The 14,622-nt window shown below is 62.0% G+C and carries 10 protein-coding genes; 4 read left to right on the top strand and 6 right to left on the bottom strand.

The genetic code is table 11. The features are described 5' to 3' along the window. Positions 1-5: 5 nt before the first annotated feature. Both HX803_RS03930 and HX803_RS03925 read left to right on the top strand, forming a co-directional pair. The gene (locus HX803_RS03930) at positions 6-1,709 is read left to right on the top strand and encodes a PTS fructose-like transporter subunit IIB (protein ID WP_178919117.1); all 1,704 of its coding nucleotides are present in this window, start codon (positions 6-8) and stop codon (positions 1,707-1,709) included. Positions 1,710-1,866: 157 nt separating this feature from the next. After that, positions 1,867-3,408, top strand: a complete 1,542-nt coding sequence (locus tag HX803_RS03925; protein WP_178919115.1) for an alkaline phosphatase — start codon at positions 1,867-1,869, stop codon at positions 3,406-3,408. 116 nt (positions 3,409-3,524) lie between these two features. Here HX803_RS03925 and HX803_RS03920 read toward each other — a convergent pair whose 3' ends face one another. Together HX803_RS03920 and HX803_RS03915 are read right to left on the bottom strand one after the other, a co-directional pair. Continuing rightward, positions 3,525-6,050 carry a sulfite reductase flavoprotein subunit alpha gene (locus HX803_RS03920; RefSeq protein ID WP_178919113.1) on the bottom strand — a complete coding sequence of 842 codons (2,526 nt, stop codon included), beginning with the start codon at positions 6,048-6,050 and terminating at the stop codon, positions 3,525-3,527. A gap of 136 nt (positions 6,051-6,186) precedes the next feature. Beyond that, complete coding sequence (locus HX803_RS03915; protein WP_178919111.1) at positions 6,187-8,493, bottom strand: TonB-dependent siderophore receptor; 2,307 nt, start codon at positions 8,491-8,493, stop codon at positions 6,187-6,189. 206 nt (positions 8,494-8,699) lie between these two features. Between HX803_RS03915 and HX803_RS03910 the strand changes: the two genes are divergently transcribed. Together HX803_RS03910 and HX803_RS03905 are read left to right on the top strand one after the other, a co-directional pair. After that, entirely contained in the window at positions 8,700-9,380 is a 681-nt protein-coding gene (locus tag HX803_RS03910) for a Fe2+-dependent dioxygenase (RefSeq protein WP_176995127.1), read from the top strand. A 1-nt stretch (position 9,381) separates the two neighbouring features. After that, positions 9,382-10,134 carry a tetratricopeptide repeat protein gene (locus HX803_RS03905; RefSeq protein WP_178919109.1) on the top strand — a complete coding sequence of 251 codons (753 nt, stop codon included), beginning with the start codon at positions 9,382-9,384 and terminating at the stop codon, positions 10,132-10,134. A gap of 123 nt (positions 10,135-10,257) precedes the next feature. Here the strand turns inward: HX803_RS03905 and HX803_RS03900 are convergent, their stop codons facing one another. The 4 genes from HX803_RS03900 to HX803_RS03885 form a co-directional block, all read right to left on the bottom strand. Beyond that, positions 10,258-11,421: a type III PLP-dependent enzyme gene (locus tag HX803_RS03900; RefSeq protein ID WP_176995125.1), complete on the bottom strand. Its 1,164-nt coding sequence runs from the start codon at positions 11,419-11,421 to the stop codon at positions 10,258-10,260. A gap of 478 nt (positions 11,422-11,899) precedes the next feature. Then, complete coding sequence (locus HX803_RS03895) at positions 11,900-13,057, bottom strand: betaine/proline/choline family ABC transporter ATP-binding protein (protein WP_135307767.1); 1,158 nt, start codon at positions 13,055-13,057, stop codon at positions 11,900-11,902. Beyond that, positions 13,054-13,707, bottom strand: a complete 654-nt coding sequence (locus tag HX803_RS03890; protein ID WP_016971596.1) for an ABC transporter permease — start codon at positions 13,705-13,707, stop codon at positions 13,054-13,056. Before HX803_RS03890 ends, HX803_RS03895 begins: the two co-directional genes overlap by 4 nt. A gap of 12 nt (positions 13,708-13,719) precedes the next feature. Then, positions 13,720-14,613: a glycine betaine ABC transporter substrate-binding protein gene (locus HX803_RS03885; RefSeq protein ID WP_178919107.1), complete on the bottom strand. Its 894-nt coding sequence runs from the start codon at positions 14,611-14,613 to the stop codon at positions 13,720-13,722. Positions 14,614-14,622 lie beyond the last annotated feature (9 nt).

Genomic DNA, 14,622 nt, shown 5'->3' with positions numbered 1-14,622 from the left:
TTGTGATGAAGTTAGCCATTGTTACCGCCTGCCCGAACGGCATGGTCACCAGTGTGCTGTGCGCCCGCTTGTTGGACGCTGCCGCGCAACGCCAAGGCTGGAGCACCAGCGTCGAAGTGGTGGATGGGCAGCGCCCCGAGCGCCAGTTGTCCCAGGCCACCCTCGACGCCGCCGAGTGGGTGTTGCTGGTCAGCAGCACCCCGGTGGACATGCAGCGGTTTGTCGGCAAGCGCGTGTTCCAGAGCACGCCGGCCCAGGCACTGGCGGACGTCGAGGCGATCTTGCGGCGGGGCGCCGAAGAGGCGCAGGTGTACGTCGCCACTGAAGCAACCGCCAGGATCGCACCGCGCATCGTCGCGATCACTGCCTGCCCGACCGGGGTGGCGCACACCTTCATGGCCGCCGAAGCCTTGCAGCAAGCCGCCAAGCGCCTGGGCTACGACCTGCAGGTCGAGACCCAGGGTTCGGTGGGTGCGCGCACACCGTTGAGCGCGCAAGCGATTACCGACGCCGACGTGGTGCTGTTGGCGGCGGACATCGAGGTGGCCACCGAGCGGTTTGCCGGTAAGAAAATTTACCGTTGCGGCACGGGCATCGCCCTCAAGCAATCCGAAGCGACGCTGAAAAAAGCGTTGGCCGAAGGCGCGGTGGAAAGCACCGGCAGTGCAGCGGTGGCCAAGTCGGAAAAAACCGGTGTGTACAAACACCTGCTCACCGGCGTGTCGTTCATGTTGCCGATGGTGGTGGCGGGCGGTTTGTTGATCGCGTTGTCGTTCGTGTTCGGTATTCACGCCTTCGAACAGGAAGGCACGCTCGCGGCGGCGCTGAAAACCGTGGGTGATCGCGCGTTCATGCTGATGGTGCCGTTGCTGGCAGGCTACATCGCCTACTCGATTGCCGACCGCCCAGGCATTGCCCCCGGCATGATCGGCGGGCTGCTGGCGGGGACGTTGGGGGCCGGGTTTATCGGTGGCATCCTCGCCGGTTTCCTGGCCGGTTACTGCGTCAAGTTGATCACCCGTGCGGTGCAATTGCCCCAGAGCCTGGAGGCGCTCAAGCCGATCCTGATCATTCCGTTGCTGGCGAGCCTGTTCACTGGCCTCGCGATGATCTACCTGGTGGGCCCACCGGTGGCGCGCATGCTCACGGGGCTGACGGATTTCCTCAGCACCATGGGCACCACCAACGCAGTGCTGCTGGGCATCCTGTTGGGCGGCATGATGTGTGTCGACCTGGGCGGCCCGATCAACAAGGCGGCCTATGCGTTTTCCGTCGGCCTGCTGGCGGCACAGAGCGGTGCACCGATGGCCGCGACAATGGCCGCAGGCATGGTGCCACCGATCGGCATGGGCATCGCCACGTTCCTGGCGCGACGCAAGTTTGCCCAGACTGAGCGCGAAGCGGGCAAGGCGGCGATGATTCTCGGGCTGTGTTTTATCTCCGAGGGTGCGATCCCGTTTGCGGCCAAGGACCCGTTGCGGGTGATCCCGGCCAGCATCGCCGGTGGCGCGTTGACCGGCGCCTTGTCGATGTATTTTGGCTGCAAGCTGGCGGCGCCCCACGGTGGGTTATTCGTGCTGGTCATCCCGAATGCGATGAACCATGCGCTGCTGTACCTGCTGGCGATTGTCGCCGGTAGCCTGCTGACCGGTTTGGTGTATGCGCTGATCAAGCGCCCGGACGCAGAACCACTGTTGGTCACGGTCTAAAAATGTGGGAGCTGGCTTGCCTGCGATGACTGACTGACATTCAACATCAGTGTTGTTTGATTAGCCGCCATCGCCGGCAAGCGGGCTCCTACAAGTGTCATCTGGTTTTCATCCCCGCGTGGTTTAGTTTCCTTTTGACGCTCAAGAGGGAACCTGCATGAGCCACTTCGACCTCGGCCGCCGCCGCGTGATGCAAGCCGTCGGCGCTGGCCTGTTGCTGCCGGGCCTGGCGCCGGCGGTGATCGCTTCGGTGAAAGACCGGCCGCAACTCACCGACGGTGTGCAGTCCGGCGACCTGCTGGGCGACCGCGCCATGATCTGGAGCCGCAGCGACCGCCCGGCGCGGATGGTGGTGGAGTGGGACACCCGCAGCGTGTTCAGCAACCCGCGCAGGTTCATCTCGCCCCTGGCCGACACCCGCACCGACTTTACCGCCCGTGTCGAACTCACCGGCTTGCCCGCCGACCAGGCGATTTTCTATCGCGTGCACTTCGAAGACGCCCAGACCGGTGTCGCCAGCGAACCCTGGTTCGGCCACCTGCGCAGCGTGCCGCAGCAGCGTCGCGACATCCGCTTTGTGTGGAGCGGCGACACCGTCGGCCAAGGCTTTGGCATTAACCCGGATATCGGTGGCATGCGCATCTACGAAGCCATGCGCCTGCGTCTGCCGGACTTCTTTATCCACAGCGGCGACACCATCTACGCCGACGGCCCGGTGCCCGCGCAGCTCACCACGGAAGGCGGGCGCATCTGGCGCAATATCACTACCGAAGCCAAGAGCAAGGTCGCTGAGACCCTCGATGAGTATCGCGGCAATTATCGCTACAACCTGATGGACGAAAACGTGCGCCGCTTCAACGCCGAGGTGCCGCAGATCTGGCAGTGGGACGACCATGAGGTGGTCAACAACTGGTCGCCGAGCAAGCAACTGGACGAGCGCTACCAGACCAAGGACATCAACACCCTGGTCGGCCGTGCGCGCCAGGCCTGGCTGGAATATTCCCCCATGCGCCGGCAGGCCGCCGACGGTGGCGGGCGCATTTACCGCAAGCTCAGCTATGGCCCGCTGCTGGATGTGTTCGTGCTGGACATGCGCAGCTATCGCGGGCCCAACGATGACAACCTGGGCGGCGAAAAACCCTTCATGGGGCGTGAGCAATTGGAGTGGCTCAAGCGCGAACTCAAGGGCTCCCAGGCGCAGTGGAAAGTCATCGCCGCCGACATGCCCATCGGCCTCGGCGTGCCCGACGGCGAGGTCAGCCCGGGCGTGCCGCGCTGGGAAGCCATCGCCAATAACGACCCGGGTGCACCCCAAGGGCGTGAGTTGGAAATGGCCGAACTGTTGGGCTTTTTAAGGGCACAAAACGTGCGCAATCACGTGTGGCTGACGGCGGATGTGCATTACTGCGCGGCCCACCATTACCACCCGGATCGTGCGGCCTTCCAGGATTTTGAACCGTTCTGGGAGTTTGTCGCCGGGCCGTTGAACGCCGGGAGTTTCGGGCCGAATGTGCTGGATAAAACCTTCGGGCCCGAGGTGGTGTTCCAGAAAGCGCCTGCGGTGCAGAACAGTTCACCGTTTGCCGGGTTCCAGTTTTTCGGCGAGGTGCAGATTGATGGGCAGACGGCGGAGTTGACCGTGATATTGCGGGATCTGGATGGGGTCTCGGTGTTCGAACAAAAACTGCAACCCACCTGACTTGGAATACGATCAAAACGGTGGGAGCTGGCTTGCCTGCGATGACGATAGTGAATTCACCATCGCTATCGCAGACAAGCCAGCTCCCACATTTGAACGTCTTCGTCCGGGAGTCCTTAGTAGACGTCGCGCCGATAACGGCCTTGCTCGATCAACCGCTCCACCGCCTCGCTCCCCAGGATGTCCACCAGCGCCCGGTCAACGCCGGTTGCCATCCCCTCCAGACTGCCACACACATAAATCGCGGCGCCGTCGGCAATCCATTTGCGCAACACATCAGCCGACTCGCGCAGGCGGTCCTGCACGTAGATTTTTTCTTCCTGGTCGCGAGAAAACGCCAGGTCCAGCAGCGCCAGGTCACCGCTGGCCAGCCAGCCTTGCAGTTCGTCCTGGCACAGGAAGTCGTGCTTGATATTGCGTTCGCCAAACAGCAGCCAGTTGCGTGTATGGCCCTCAGCGATGCGCGCCTTGAGCAAGCTGCGCAGGCCCGCCAGGCCAGTGCCGTTACCCAGTAGAATCAGCGGCACCGGTGCTTCTGGCAGGTGGAAGCCACTGTTGCGGCGCAGGCGCAGGCTGATGCCCGAACCGATCGCGGCGTGTTCCGTCAGCCAGCCCGACCCTACGCCCAGGCTGCCGTCGGGGTGACGTTCCTGGCGCACGATCAGCTCCAGCACGCCGTCGCTGGCAATCGAGGCGATGGAGTATTCGCGCATGCCCAATGGCACCAGCGCGTTTACCAGCGCCTGGGCATGCAGGCCGACCAGATGGGTGCGGTTCTCTGGCAGTTGCCGGGTCGCCAATGCCTGGTTGAGGGACTGCGCCAGCCCGTCGATCACCACACCGTCACCGCCCGCCAGGCCGAGGCCTTCGAGGAAGTGTTCGATGGCCCACGGGCAGTTGCGTGGCAGGACTTCCACCAGGTCACCCGCCAACCAGTTTTGCGGCGACGGCGGTGTGAGGCCCAGCAAGTAGATGACCGAACCCACACTGTCGCGGTTGAGCAGCGTGCGCTGGCTCAGTGACCAGTTTTCGAACGGCGCCGCTTGCCAGGTCACGGCGGGCGCCTGGCCGGTGAGTTGGCCCAGTTGCTGTTGCCAGGTGAGCAGGGCGTCGGCGTCGCCGCTGTCGACTTCCACCGGCGCAAACAACGCGTTGCCGCCTTGGTGGGTCAGCCAGAAATGCAGGCGTCGGGCGAAGCCGCAGAAGTGTTCGTACTGGCGATCACCCAGGGCCAGTACCGAGTAGTTCAGGCCCTTGAGGGACAGGTCCTGGCCGAGCACGCTGCGTTCGAAACCACGGGCGCTGTCGGGGGCTTCGCCGTCGCCGAAGGTGCTGACCACGAACAGCGCATGGTGCGACTGGCTCAGGTCGTCGCGGCTGACGCTGCCCAACGGCTGCACCTTCACCGGTAGCCCGGCGGCCTGCAATTGCCCGGCGGTCTGCCAGGCCAGTTGCTCGGCAAAGCCGCTCTGGCTGGCGAAGCCGATCAACCAGGCTGGCGCATCGCTGCTGTTGGCGACGAGGCCTTGGCGGGCATCGCGGACCTGGCGCTTTTTGCGGCGGCGGTCGAGGTAGAGCAGCCAGCCGGTAATGAAGAACAGCGGCATGCACAGCGCGCTGATGGTGAGGATGATGCGCCCAATCAAACCGAAGTAGCTGCCGGTGTGCAGCGCATAGACGCTGGTCAGCAGTCGGGAGCCCAGGGACTTGCTGGCGTAGCGGTCGTGGGATTTGACCTCGCCGCTGGCCGGGTCGAGGTTGATCTGGTTCAGCGCCCGGTCATGGGGCGAGTCTTTGAGCAGGTAGTAGACGGTGGCCGGCTGGCCGGCGACCGCTGGCATGCGGATGTTGTAGGCGCTCAAGCCAGGGCCGGCATTGCTGTAGATGCTGCTCCAGATGGCGTCGTAGTTGGCCACCGGCGCCGGGCCTGCGGGCGGAGGACCGCGTTTGCGCATGCGTTCATTTTGTGGCGCGTCCGACAAGAGCTTCGTCACGCCTTGGTTGTACCAATCGTAGGACCAATACAGGCCGGTCAGTGCGGCCAACAGATAGGCCAGCAGGCACCAGGTGCCGAATACCGAGTGCAGGTCCCAATTGAAACTGCGGCCTTTTTTGCGCCAGTCCAGGGTCAGCCAGGCGCGCCAGCTTGTCACTTGGCGCGGCCAGCGCAGGTACAGGCCCGACAGGCAGAAGAACACCAGGATCAGTGTGCAGGCACCGGTGATCTGGCGGCCGGTATCCCCCATGACGAGGAAGCGGTGCAACTGCAAGATAAAGCCGAACACGTCCTGGCCGACGGCGTCGCCCATGTAGTCGCCGGTGTAGGGGTCGAAGTAGCGCATCTGGCCGCGACGCTCACCGGCTGGCGGGGTGAAGAACACGCGCGCGGCGTGGCCGCTTTCGCTTTCGACCCACAGCATCGACACGGTCTTGCCTTCGGTGGCTTCGAGCTTGCGCACCAACTCCGCAGGCGGCAGTACGCCGGCTTCGCGCTTTTGCACACTCAACACGGTCGGGTTGAGCGCCAGCAGTATTTCATCCTGAAACGAGACCGCAGCCCCGGTGATCCCCATCAACGCCAGCACCAGCCCGGCAGTGATGCCGAAGAACCAGTGCAACTGGAACAGGGTTTTCTTCAACACGTCGGACCGCCTCGCTCATCTGGATATTGTTGTCACGGCGCGCATTATGCCGTGGGTTATCGAGAAATATTCTGTTTAACACGCAAAAGCCCCACGCATCCGATGCGTGGGGCTTTTGCGCGTTTGTTGCCCGCGTTTAGAAGTGGAAGCTGGTGGACAACAGTGCGGTGCGACCGGCTGCCTGGTTGGCGAAGTGGGCCGCGTAGGCTTTGTCGTAATAGGTCTTGTCGGTCAAGTTCTGTACGTTCAATTGCAGGTCGACGTTCTTGGTCAACTTGTAGCTGGCCATGGCGTCGTAGCGGGTGTAGGACGGCACGTACACTGTGTTGGCCGGGTCGCCATAGACCTGATCGACGTAGAACGCGCCACCACCGATGGTCAGTTTTGGTGTCACGTCATACGTGGTCCACAGGCTGAATGAGTTTTCTGGCGTGTTAGGCATCTGGTTGCCTTTGTTGGAGCCCGCGACGACGGCACCCGTGCGGTTGCCGTTCTTGCCTGGGTCAACCAGTTCGGCTTTCAGGTAGCTGTAGCCGGCGAACACTTGCCATTGATCGGTGATCTTGCCGCTGGCCGACAGTTCCAGGCCGTCCACTCGCGATTCGCCTGCGGTCTCGTAGGTGTTGGAGTCCACCAGGATGCGCGTGTTTTTCTTCTCGGTGCGGAACACCGCAGCCGACAGGGACAGGCGGTTGTGGAACAGGTCCCACTTGGTGCCCAGCTCGTAGTTGACGGTTTCTTCCGGCTTCAGGTCGCTGGTGTTGATGCCGGTCGGGATCGCGTTGCTGTCCACGCCTTCGCCCACCAGGCCACCGGCCGGCGAAGCCGACGTCGCGTAGGAGGTGTAGATGCTGCCGTTATCCAGCGGCTTCCAGACCAGGCCCGCCTGCCAGTTGAAGAACTGGCTGTCGTCCTTGACCTTGCTGCGCGCCTTGACGGTGGAGGTCGGCACGGCGTTGGTGTTGGCTTCGGTGTCGAAGGTGTCGTAGCGCAGGCCGACGTTCAGCAACCATTTCGGGTCCAGTTCGATGGTGTCGAACACGTAGGCGGCACGGCTGGTGGCCTTGGTGTTGGTGCCCATATAGTTGCGTGCGATGGAGCCGGTCCAGGCGTCGTCGGGGGTCGGGTTGCTCAAGGAGGTGCACTGGCCGTTTGCAGAGCCCTTGATGACGGTGCACGACGGGTTGGTGTTGGGGCTGACGGTGTAGCCGCTGACACGGGTTTCTTCACCGGTGAATTCCAGGCCGGTGGAATAGCTGTGCTTGAAGCCGAGGGCCTGGAAGCTGCCAAACAGGTCGGTCTGGTTGGTGGTGGTCGTGGTGGTGGAAACGCGGGTATTGGCACGACGCCACACGGTGCCGAACTGGTTGACGTTGTGCTGGCTGTCGTCCGGCTGGGTGAGCACGTAGTCCTGGCCTGTACTGCCATGGCGCAGGGTGTTTTTCAGCGTCATGTTGTCGTTCAGGTCGTGCTCGATGGAGAACGTGCTGATGTCGGCGCGGGTCTTGCGGAAGTCACGGCTTTTCAAACCGTAGAAGTTGTTGCTGTCGCCACCGTCGGTGGGTTTGTCGTGGACGTGGGCGGCGTTTGAGGCGCTGCTGCTGTAGCCATACGGGATCCCGGAGTCGGGCAGGTCATTGCTTTCCATGTGGTAGTAGCTGAGGTTGACGCGGGTCGGGGTGCCCAGGCCAAAGGTCAGCGACGGGGCCACGCCCCAACGGTCGTAGTCGATTGCGTCGCGGCCGGCGACGTTTTGCTCGTGGCTCATCAGGTTCAGGCGGAACGCGGCGCTGTCGTCGAGGAACTGGCGGTTCACGTCGAGCACGTAGCGGCGGGTCTGGTCGGAACCGTAGGTGAAGCCGCCGTTGGTGAAGTCCCGCGCTTGTGGCGTCTTGCTCACCAGGTTGATGCTGCCGCCGGCCGAGCCACGCCCGCCGAACGAGGAGTTGGGGCCTTTGCTGACTTCGATCGATTCGATGTCGAAGATCTCACGGCTCTGGCCACCGGTGTCTCGCACGCCGTCCAGGTAGGTGTCGCCCTGCGCGTCGAAACCACGGATGAACGGGCGATCGCCTTGAGGGTTGCCGCCTTCACCGGCGCCGAACGTGATGCCCGGCACCGTGCGCAAGGCATCCTGCAATGAGGTGGCGGCGGTGTCTTTGAGCACTTGTTGTGGCACCACGGTGACGGAGCGCGGGGTGTCCACCAGCGGGGCGGTGTACTTCTGCGATGAGGCTTTTTCCACTTGGTAGGAGGTGTTGTCCTGCTCCTGGCCGGTAATGCTGGTGGCGCCGAGGGAGATGCTGTTGCGCTCGCCTTTTTGTTCGGTGTCTTCAGCCGCTTGCGCCAATTGGGCGGCAGAGCTGGCGCTGAGGGCAACGCCGATGGCCGAGGCCAGCATGCGTGGTGAACTGGCAGGTGTTTTTAGAGTAGTGCGCGGCATGACGTGTCCTTTCCCCAAGGATGTGAGGCCGCGGAATATAGGGTGAACAAGTATTTCTATCAATTGCGATACATTGCTAATTGCACTGAATTTACATTCTTTACACTTTTTGCTTACGGTTTTTACGAACTCGTTCGTCAGCTGTGTTTTACAGGGCGGATAAGAATCAATACCATTAGCGCCTCTCTGATTTCAGGTACTGTCCCATGCTGCTGCACATACCCGGCCTGTTCTCTCGTGAGGAAGTGCAGCGCATTCGCCAGGCCCTGGAAACCACCGAATGGGCCGACGGTAAAATCACCGCCGGGCACCAATCCGCCAAAGCCAAACACAACCTGCAACTGCCCGAAGGCCACCCGCTGGCCAAGGAAATCGGCGCGGCGATGCTTGAGCGGCTGTGGAAAAACCCGCTGTTTATGTCAGCGGCGTTACCGCACAAGGTCTTCCCGCCCTTGCTCAACTGTTACACCGCCGGTGGCAGCTTCGACTTCCATATCGACAACGCTGTACGCCAGGCCCGGGGCAGCCACGAGCGGGTGCGCACCGACCTGTCCTCCACGTTGTTCTTCAGCGACCCCGACGAATACGACGGCGGCGAACTGGAGATCCAGGACACCTTCGGCCTGCAGCGCGTCAAGCTGCCAGCCGGCGACATGGTGCTGTACCCGGGCTCCAGCCTGCACAAAGTCAATGCCGTGACCCGTGGTGCGCGCTACGCCTCGTTCTTCTGGACCCAAAGCCTGGTGCGCGAAGACAGCCAGCGCACCTTGCTGTTTGAAATGGACGGCGCGATCCAGCAACTGTCCCGCGATGTGCCCGACCACCCGGCCCTGATCCAGCTCACCGGCACCTACCACAACCTGCTGCGCCGCTGGGTCGAGGTCTGACATGGGCTTTTTATTACGCCGTGAAGAAGTGCTCAACGTCGAGCAACTGCAATCGATGCTCGACGACTCCCCGGTCCGTGCGGCCCAGGCGATCCTGGTGGCGGCAAAGGAGGGCGTGGTGGACGCCCAGGCGCTGCTCGGGCAAATCCTGCTGGAAGGCCGTGGCATTGCGCGGGATGAAGCCTTGGCACTGCGCTGGTTCCAGATCGCGGCACAGGGCGGCCACCTGATGGCGCGCAACATGGCCGGTCGTTGCCTGGAACATGGCTGGGGCTGCGCCGCCGACGAAGCGGCGGCCGCTCGGGCGTATCAGCAAGCGGCCGAGGCGGGCCTGGATTGGGCGCAATACAACCTTGCCAATTTGCTCGCGACCGGGCGCGGTGTCGCCGAGGATCAGCAACAGGCGTTGGCGCTTTATCGCCAGGCCGCGGAGCAGGGGCACGCCAAGTCGATGAACCTGTTGGGGCGTTATCTGGAAGACGGGCAAAGTTGCCCAAGGGATCTGGACGCTGCCGAGGCGTGGTATCGACGTTCAGCCGAAGGCGGCGATTTTCGCGGGCAGTTCAGTTATGCGGCGGTGCTGGCGGACAGAGGCCAGATCGATGCGGCGTTGGAGTGGCTGCGAGAGGCGTTGGCGGGCGGGAATCTGAAGTTTTTGCGTACGGCGCAAAAGGCGTTGGAAGCGGCGAATGATCCGCAGATTAGGGCGATGGCCGAGGCCTACAAAGAACGCGCTGTACACCTAAACCTGTAGGCGCCGGCTGTGGCGAGGGAGCAAGCTCCCGTCGGGATGCGTAGCGGCCCGAAGATTTCTGGGAGTGCTGCGCACTCCAGCGGGAGCAAGCTCCCTCGCCACAGGGAGCCGGCTTTTACACGATCAGACGTAGAAGGATTTCAGCGGCGGGAAGCCGTTGAATTCAACTGCGCTGTAGCTGGTGGTGTACGCACCGGTCGACAACCAGTACAGACGGTCACCAATGGCCAGGTTCAGCGGCAGGCCGTACTTGTAGTTCTCGTACATGATGTCGGCGCTGTCGCAGGTTGGGCCGGCGATGACCACTTCTTCCATCTCGCCTTTCTTCTCGGTCCAGATCGGGAACTTGATGGCTTCGTCCATGGTTTCGATCAGGCCGGAGAACTTGCCCACATCCGTGTACACCCAACGTTCTACTGCTGTGCGGGATTTACGCGCGACCAGCACCACTTCGCTCACCAGGATACCGGCGTTGGCGATCAACGAACGGCCTGGCTCCAGGATGATTTCCGGCAGGTCGTCGCCGAAGTCTTCCTTGAGGAAGCGGATGATTTCTTCAGCGTAGGTTTCCAGGCTGTTGGTGCGGGTGATGTAGTTGGCCGGGAAGCCACCGCCCATGTTGATCAGCTTCAGGTGGATGCCGTCTTCTTCTTTCAGGCGCTCGAAGATCACTTTGACCTTGGCGATCGCCGCGTCCCACACGCTGATGTCGCGCTGCTGCGAACCCACGTGGAAGGAGATGCCGTAAGGCACCAGGCCCAGGTCACGGGCCAGGATCAGCAGGTCCATGGCCATGTCGGTCTGGCAGCCGAATTTGCGCGACAGAGGCCAGTCAGCGGTGGTCGAGCCTTCGGTGAGGATACGCACATACACTTTCGAGCCCGGCGCGGCCTTGGCGATGTTGCGCAGGTCGGCTTCGGAGTCGGTGGAGAACAGGCGCACGCCCTTCTCGAAGAAGTAGCGGATGTCCTTGGATTTCTTGATGGTGTTGCCGTAGCTGATACGGTCCGGGCTGACGCCACGGCCCAGTACTTTGTCCAGCTCGTAGATCGAGGCGATGTCGAAGCTCGAACCTTTGTCTTTCAACAGGTCGATGATCTCGACGGCCGGGTTGGCCTTGACCGCGTAATAGACCTTGGCGAATTCGAAACCGGCGCGCAGGTCATCGTAGGCCTGGCTGATCATCGCGGTGTCGATCACCACGAACGGGGTTTCTTGCGTGTCGGCGAACGCCTTCATTTTGTCAAAAGTGGCGCGCGCGAAATAATCTTCGACGTTAATCGACATGCTGGGAACTCCTAAGGGCAAACTAGATTGATCAATGGGTGCAAATGAACGTCCTCCGTATCCCCACTTTGGTTCGCCTACTTCCCAAGGCATGTCGCCGAAAGCAAAAAGGCCATGGGATCAACCGCTTCCCTTGGCCTTGCTGTCTCGTCGTCAGTACTTGAGCCGGATGGATCGTTTCCAGCATGGACGTTCGGCGCGAACTTTAGGACGTGAGGGGCCATAGATCAACTAAAAATGTCGCGTTTTTGCACGCGTTCGTCGCGGGAACCCGTGCAGCTACTTATGTAACCGACCGGTGTGACGGATTGATGTTCCCCGAATGGGGTAAATCGATGGGATTTCCCTGATACACCACAGACCCAATGTGGGAGCGGGCTTGCTCGCGAAAGCGGTGTATCAGTCAACATATTCAGTGACTGACACTTCGCTTTCGCGAGCAAGCCCGCTCCCACATTTTTGACCGCGTGGTTTCAGGTCAGGCGAGGGCCGTCTCAGCAGGCGACACAATACTGGTCTTGCCCCCACGGGACTTACCAGAACTCAAATACTCGGCAATCGACTCCTGCGTCACCTCACCGAGGAACACCCGCTCAGCATCCATCACCGGCAACCACGAGCGATTGAACTCGTACATGCGCGACAGCAGGATGCGCAAATGCTCGTCATACGCCGCCGTGGCGTTGAACTCACGCAGGTACTGGCCGCAGGTGCCGGTCTGACGGTGCAGGTCGCGACGTCTTACGTACCCCAGCGCCTTGTTCTCTGCGCACGTGACCACCACATAGCGGCGGTCATGCTCATCCATCAGTTCCAGGGCATCGGCCACCGGCGTCTCAGGGCTCACCGACGGTGCGTTATCCGCCGCGTCTTCGGCCTTCACCAGCAGCAGGCGCTTGAGGGTACTGTCCTGGCCCACGAAGTTGCTGACGAACTCGTCGGCCGGGTGCGCCAGCAGCGTGTCCGGGTGGTCGATCTGCAGCAGCTTGCCGGCGCGGAAGATCGCAATCTTGTCGCCCAGCTTGATGGCTTCGTCGATGTCGTGGCTGACCATGATCACGGTCTTGTTCAGCGCGCGCTGCATCTCGAAGAATTCGTTCTGGATCATCTCGCGGTTGATCGGGTCGACTGCGCCGAACGGCTCATCCATCAGCAACAACGGCGCATCGGCCGCCAGCGCGCGGATTACGCCGATACGCTGTTGCTGGCCGCCCGACAGTTCACGCGGGTAGCGGTGCAGGTACTGCTTGGGCTCCAGCTTGATCATGCTCATCAGCTCGCGGGCGCGGTCGTGGCATTTCTGTTTGTCCCAGCCCAGCAGCTTGGGCACCACCACGATGTTTTCCTCGATGGTCATGTTCGGGAACAGGCCGATCTGCTGGATCACGTAGCCGATGTTGCGACGCAGGGTCACCTCGTCCAGGTCGGTAGTGTCTTCGCCGTTGATCAAGATCTTGCCCGAGGTCGGCTTGATCAGGCGGTTGATCATTTTCAGCGTGGTGCTCTTGCCGCAGCCCGAAGGCCCCAGGAACACGCAAATTTCGCCTTCGTTGACGGTCAGGCTGACATCGTTGACGGCGGTGATGGTTTTGCCGTTGCTTTGAAAGGTCTTGGACAGGTTTTGAAGTTCGATCATTTGAGCAATCCTTTTGGAGTCAGCGAGCGTTGCAGCCATTGCAGGAGCAGGTCGGCGAAGATGGCCAGGAGACTGACCAGCACGGCGCCGACGATCAGCATCGACATGTCGCTGCGGCTGATGGAAGCCAGAATCAGTACACCCAGGCCACCGGCGCCGATGGTGGCGGCGATGGTCATCACGCCGATGTTCATCACCACGGCGGTGCGCACACCGGCGAGGATCACCGGCACGGCAATCGGCAGCTCGACCATGCGCAGGCGCTGGCCGAAGGTCATGCCGATGCCGCGTGCGGCTTCGCGAATGCCCGGTTCCACGCCGGTGAGGGCCAGGTAGGTGTTACGCATGATGGGCAACAAGGAGTAGAGGAACACGGCGGTGATCGCCGGCATCGGCCCCAGGCCCTGGCCGAACTTGGAGTAGAACGGCAGCAGCAGGCCGAACAGGGCGATGGACGGCACGGTCAGCAGCACCGTCGCGCTGGCTTGCAGTGGCCCGGCCAAGGTCGGGAAGCGCGTCATCAGGATGCCCAGGGGCACGCCGATGAGGATCGCGAGGATCACGGCAATGCCGACCAGGGTGATGTGCTGCCCGGTCAGGTGCAGGACTTGGGCCCAATCAAGATGGGAAAAGGCGTTCAGGAATTCCATGTCTTCTCCTCGTTAGTTGATCGGATGCTGGCGCAGGAAATCGGCGGCCACGGCGGAGGGGCTTTCGTGGTCGACGTCGACCCGGGCGTTCAACTGACGCATGGTTTCGTCATCGAACAGCGCGGCCAGCGGCTTGAGGTCGGCGGCCAATTCCGGGTGGGCGTCGAGATACACCTGACGCACCACGGGCGCGGCGGTGTAGTCCGGGAAGTAGTGCTTATCGTCTTCCAGCAACTTCAATTTGAACGCGTTCAGGCGACCGTCGGTGGTGTAGACCAAGCCAGCAAACACTTGGCCATTACGCAGCGCGGTGTAGACCAGGCCAGCGTCCATCTGCCGGGTGTTCTTGCGGGTCAGGTTCATGTCGTACAGCTTGACCATGCCCGCCAGGCCGTCGGAACGGTTGGCGAACTCGGTGTCCAGCGCCACCAGGCGGTTTTCTTTGGTGTTTTCCGCCATGGCCTTCGTCAGGTCGCTGATGCTGCTGATTTCAGGATGCTCTTCGGCAACCTTCTCCGGCAGCGCCAGGGCGTAGGTGTTGCTGAAGCGCGACGGAGAGAGCCAGACCAGGCCTTTTTTCGCGTCGAGTTCTTTCACTCGGGCGTAAGACTGTTCACTGTCGAGTTTCTCGTCGACATGGTTGTAGGCCACCAGCGACACGCCGGTGTATTCCCAGATCAAATCCAGCTGCCCGCTTTCCTGGGCACTGCGCGCCAGGTTGCTGCCCAGGCCGCCGGTCACGCGGGTGTCGTAGCCTTTGGTACGCAGGTACTGGGAGGTGATTTCGGCCAGCAGGGTCTGTTCGGTGAACACCCGGGCGCCGATGCGGATCAGCGGTTTTTCAGCGGCTTGCGCAAAGCCTGCACACAGCAGGACGCAGCTCAGTATCAAGGTCAGTTTTTTCATGTCGATTCC

The sequence above is a fragment of the Pseudomonas sp. P7548 genome (assembly GCF_013386585.1).
Taxonomy (GTDB): Bacteria; Pseudomonadota; Gammaproteobacteria; order Pseudomonadales; family Pseudomonadaceae; genus Aquipseudomonas.
This window is presented reverse-complemented; position numbering and strand designations above follow the sequence as displayed.

Coding starts and splice junctions, on each gene's coding strand:
- HX803_RS03930 (WP_178919117.1), top strand. CDS start 6: ATGAAGTTAGCCATTGTTACCGCCTGCCCGAACGGCATGGTCACCAGT.
- HX803_RS03925 (WP_178919115.1), top strand. CDS start 1,867: ATGAGCCACTTCGACCTCGGCCGCCGCCGCGTGATGCAAGCCGTCGGC.
- HX803_RS03915 (WP_178919111.1), bottom strand. CDS start 8,493: ATGCCGCGCACTACTCTAAAAACACCTGCCAGTTCACCACGCATGCTG.
- HX803_RS03910 (WP_176995127.1), top strand. CDS start 8,700: ATGCTGCTGCACATACCCGGCCTGTTCTCTCGTGAGGAAGTGCAGCGC.
- HX803_RS03905 (WP_178919109.1), top strand. CDS start 9,382: ATGGGCTTTTTATTACGCCGTGAAGAAGTGCTCAACGTCGAGCAACTG.
- HX803_RS03900 (WP_176995125.1), bottom strand. CDS start 11,421: ATGTCGATTAACGTCGAAGATTATTTCGCGCGCGCCACTTTTGACAAA.
- HX803_RS03895 (WP_135307767.1), bottom strand. CDS start 13,057: ATGATCGAACTTCAAAACCTGTCCAAGACCTTTCAAAGCAACGGCAAA.
- HX803_RS03890 (WP_016971596.1), bottom strand. CDS start 13,707: ATGGAATTCCTGAACGCCTTTTCCCATCTTGATTGGGCCCAAGTCCTG.
- HX803_RS03885 (WP_178919107.1), bottom strand. CDS start 14,613: ATGAAAAAACTGACCTTGATACTGAGCTGCGTCCTGCTGTGTGCAGGC.